The organism is Streptomyces sp. NPDC031474, assembly GCF_055581185.1.
The window spans coordinates 1-3,095 of record NZ_JBVIJX010000071.1 but is presented as its reverse complement, the minus strand read 5'-3'; the positions used below and the strand labels follow the sequence as shown (position 1 = coordinate 3,095).

Here is a 3,095-nt window from a genome sequence, read left to right as displayed (position 1 = left end):
AACGGGACTATCCAGGACGGCTCCGACGCCGTGATCACACCAGCCACAGCAAGATCATCTCATCTGTGACCGGCAGTTACGGGACAACCCTTAGCCACAAGCAACTGTTGCTGGGATTTCAGTGAGTGCCTGTTCCGACCTTCGGTTTGGGCCCGCCGCCACGGTGCCTCATCCCTTCATAACAGGCCCCAGGCGCACACCCGCGCCCCCTGGAGCTGGGTTCGATCCCACAGCCTTCATATGAGGGGTTTGGTGCTGTCAGGCCAGCGCCAGAGCCGATGCAGTCGCCATTGTGAAGGCATGGTCCCGGTCAGTGGGCCTACTGCCGGCGTTGGGCCGGCTCTCCGGGAGAGGAATATCTATGGCTGCTGTGTTCACCGCGGCGCTGATCGCCCGTCACAGTGACAAGGCCGTGTCGGTCAATGGCGAGAAGACGGACAACGGCGCGGACGTCATCCAGTACGTCTTCCAGAACAAGGACCACCAGAAGTGGAACCTGGAGGCGACCACCGGCGAGTACTACGTAGTGCGCGCCGTGCACAGCCAGAAGGCCATGTCAGTGAACGGCGAGAGCACCGCCAACGGCGCGAAAATCGTTCAGTGGCAGTGGGAGACCAAGCCGCACCAGGAGTGGCGCCTGGTCCAGAAGGACAACGGCTACTTCGCGCTTCAGAACCGCAACAGCGGCCTGTTCCTGTCGGTGAACGGTGAGAGCACCGACAACAGCGCCGAACTGGTTCAGTGGCCCGGCGGCGACCAGCCGCACCAGCAGTTCCGCCTCGGCTGACCTCCAGCCCCGCCGCACTACGGGTCCTGGCAGCGTTCTGGCTGCCGGGACCCTGTGCGAAGGGGCCTCGATGAGGGACCGCCAACGCAAGGGGGTTCGGTAGCCTGATAGCCGGCGGGCCGAGGACGAAGGTGGTGGCCACTGCCATCAGATCGATCAAGTTGCCATCGCCCGCGCACTTCGGGAGGACAACGGCCGGCTTCGCGAGCGCGTCGCCGTCTATGCCCAGGTCATCCACGAACTGCACACCGAGCTGGACTGGCGCACCGACAACAGCCCCCAACGCAGCCCCGTCCGGAGCCTGCCTACCAGCATCTGACGTACTTCGACCGGGGCCGGTGCCCGTCTCCCGACCCGGTTGTCACGCGGGAACGGGCACACGATTTCTCCGCGTAATCCCCCGCCCCACCGGACCCCGGTGACCACTCAGACGGCTACACGAATCGGGATAGCGTCCGCACGTCCAAAGGCGAGTACCTGGGCGAGGACGTCTCGGAACAGGACGACGTCCTCGGCCGGGGCTTCAATGACGGCTTCGATCTCGCTGTCGCTCAACCGCAGGTCGTCCAGCGCTTCAGGGTCGAGCGAGACGTGGAGGACGTTGCCCGTTAGAACGGCTTCGCGCACACAGCCGTACGCGGTCCCCTGTCCGGCTGTGGCCAGGCAGTGTGTGTCCATGCCCAAGTCGACCTCCTGATCATCTGGGTCATCCTCGCCCGCCATGAACATCAAGATGAATCCGCTTCCGTCCTCCCCCTCGGCGAGAGCAGCCTCGGTGAAGTAGCCGTCAGGGTCGATCTCTGTTGTGGCGACACGAGCAGTGAACCGGTATGTCATGACGGGGTTCTATCAGGGCGTTCAGCTGAGGCAGGACTCAAGGGGCGAGGCCAGGTGAACCGCGACTGATTGATATCGGAAGCAACAGCTCGTAATAGGCGAGAGAACAGGCGGCAAGCACCGAGGTGTTGACCGGACTACCGAGCGACTCGCCGAGCCACGGCGCATCCCCCGGTCGGTCTAGGGCCTGTGTGAAGTCGTGATCATTCTCGGGTTCTGGTCCTGAGCGGTGGCGGGACCTGGTAGGACGCTGCGTGTGACACGTAGTTAACTCACCGACGAGCAACGGGAGTTCATCGAGCCGTACCTGCCTCTAGGCGAGTACGGCCCGTATCCCGGGCGGCTGCGGAAACAGTTCGAGGGGGTGATCTGGCGGTTGCGGTCCAGCGCCCAGTGGCGTGAGATGCCCTCCGAGTTCGGCCCGTGGCCGACGGTCTACGGCCGCTTCCGGGTGTGGAGGGACGCGGGCGTCTTCACCGCACTGCTGGAGGGTGTGATCGCCGAGGCCGCTCGCCAAGGGAAGGCGGACTTGTCCCTGGTCAGCGTGGACTCCACCACCGCCCGAGCCCACCAGGACGCCGCCGGGACGGGCATCGGCAAGGAGGTCATGGACGCCCTTGAAGAAGCCGCCGCCGAGCAGGAACGAGCCCGGCAAAAGGGGGCCGCCCGCCAGAACAGAACGGGCAGGACGGACGGGACGCCTCAGGGCGGGAAGAGCGACGGCGCATCAGGCAACGGCGCAAGCTCCGCTTGAAACACGCCCTGCCCGGCAGATCCCGCGGCGGGCTGACGAGCAGGATTCATCTCGCCGCAGATCGCAAATGCCGTCCGTTATGCCTCGTGCTGACCGCAGGACAGGCCGCCGACAGCCCGCAGTTCGTCCCCGTGCTGCAGAAGGTGCGCGTCCGTCTGCCGGTCGGCCGGCCTCGAACCCGGCCTGACGCTGTCGCCGCGGATAAGGCCTACTCATCCCGCGCCAACCGCTCTTACCTGCGGAAACGCAACATCAAGGCAGTCATCCCGGAGAAGAAGGACCAAGCCGCCAACCGGAAGAGAAAAGGAATCCGGGGTGGCCGACCCACACGCCATGACACTGATCTCTACAAGGAACGGAACATTGTCGACCGCCTGATCAACAAGCTGAAGGCCTGGCGGGGCATCGCGACTCGATACGACAAGACGCCCGAGAGCTACCTCGCCGGCCTCCACCTCCGCGCCTCGATGATCTGGATCAACGACCTCCTGAAGCCAACCGATTGATCACAACATCACACAGGCGCCGGTTGATGCCGCACTCGACCGCATGGCGGGCCTTGTAGTCCTCGCGATCGAAGGCCGGCGGCCGTCCGCCGGCCTTCCCGCGTCGTCTGCGGTGGCCGGGCCTTGACCCCGAATCCTGAACACGGGTTATGCGGCTTGTGCCAGCGTAGTTGGTGTGCGGTGGAGGGCGTTCTCGAAGGCGATCGGTGAT

General features: G+C 64.8%; 2 protein-coding genes and 1 pseudogene. 2 read left to right on the top strand and 1 reads right to left on the bottom strand.

Annotation, left to right across the window (positions count from 1 at the left end):
- The first annotated feature begins 361 nt into the window (after positions 1 to 361).
- Positions 362 to 787 (top strand): RICIN domain-containing protein, encoded by a 426-nt coding sequence (locus ACZ5SK_RS48445; protein WP_334581538.1) that lies wholly within the window; start codon positions 362 to 364, stop codon positions 785 to 787.
- A 426-nt stretch (positions 788 to 1,213) separates the two neighbouring features.
- Here the strand turns inward: ACZ5SK_RS48445 and ACZ5SK_RS48440 are convergent, their stop codons facing one another.
- A complete protein-coding gene (locus ACZ5SK_RS48440) occupies positions 1,214 to 1,624 on the bottom strand; it encodes an Imm10 family immunity protein (RefSeq protein ID WP_334581539.1) in 411 nt (136 codons plus the stop codon).
- Between the two features lie 295 nt (positions 1,625 to 1,919).
- Between ACZ5SK_RS48440 and ACZ5SK_RS48435 the strand changes: the two are divergent.
- A pseudogene (locus ACZ5SK_RS48435) lies at positions 1,920 to 2,884 on the top strand (IS5 family transposase).
- The last annotated feature ends 211 nt before the right edge of the window (positions 2,885 to 3,095 follow it).